Below are 563 nucleotides of genomic sequence, written 5' to 3' on the forward strand. Positions count from 1 at the left end.
CCGCCACGGGAAACCATTTAAATTGGCTTACATCCCTAAACAAGGTGCAATTGCTGACGAATTAGAGTTCTTTAGCGCCGTAGTGTGGGCGGTGGGGAACGGTCATGCGCCCAAGCTGCATGCTGTTATCGAAGAGTTGGCGAGCTGCGTTGAGACCTCCGGCAAACTCAAGGGCAAAGCGGGGGAGCTGCTTCGCGGCGGTCGTCAGTATGGCTTAGTGATCCACACTGTGTTTCAGCGTGGTCAGGAAGTCCCCAAAACCGTGACCGAACAATCCTCGACTTGGTGGATTGGCGCGGTTAACTCGATGTCGGATGCCAAATGGTTGGCTGACAAAAAAGGCTTAGAGATTAGCGAGATTGCCTCGCTGGTTTCGGCCAAGGTCAACAAGCAGAAAATCAACAAGCCGATTGCGGAATACATGCTCGTGCGTGATGGGATTGGTAACGTTGAAAAACGCGCGTTTAACTGCCAAACAGGGGCGAAAACCTCCCTAAATTATCGGTGATGCCCTTCACACTCCAACCTATAGGTTAACCACTTAACCTATAGGTTGCCCTTCA

At 51.5% G+C, this 563-nt stretch carries 1 protein-coding gene; it reads left to right on the plus strand.

Annotation, left to right across the window (positions count from 1 at the left end):
- On the plus strand, window positions 1-508 hold a 508-nt coding region (locus tag OH458_RS21975; protein ID WP_269979858.1), incomplete at its 5' end, for a hypothetical protein.
- Window positions 509-563: the final 55 nt, after the last annotated feature.

Source organism: Vibrio sp. MarTm2 (genome assembly GCF_027587055.1).
Classification (GTDB): Bacteria; Pseudomonadota; Gammaproteobacteria; order Enterobacterales; family Vibrionaceae; genus Vibrio; species Vibrio sinaloensis_D.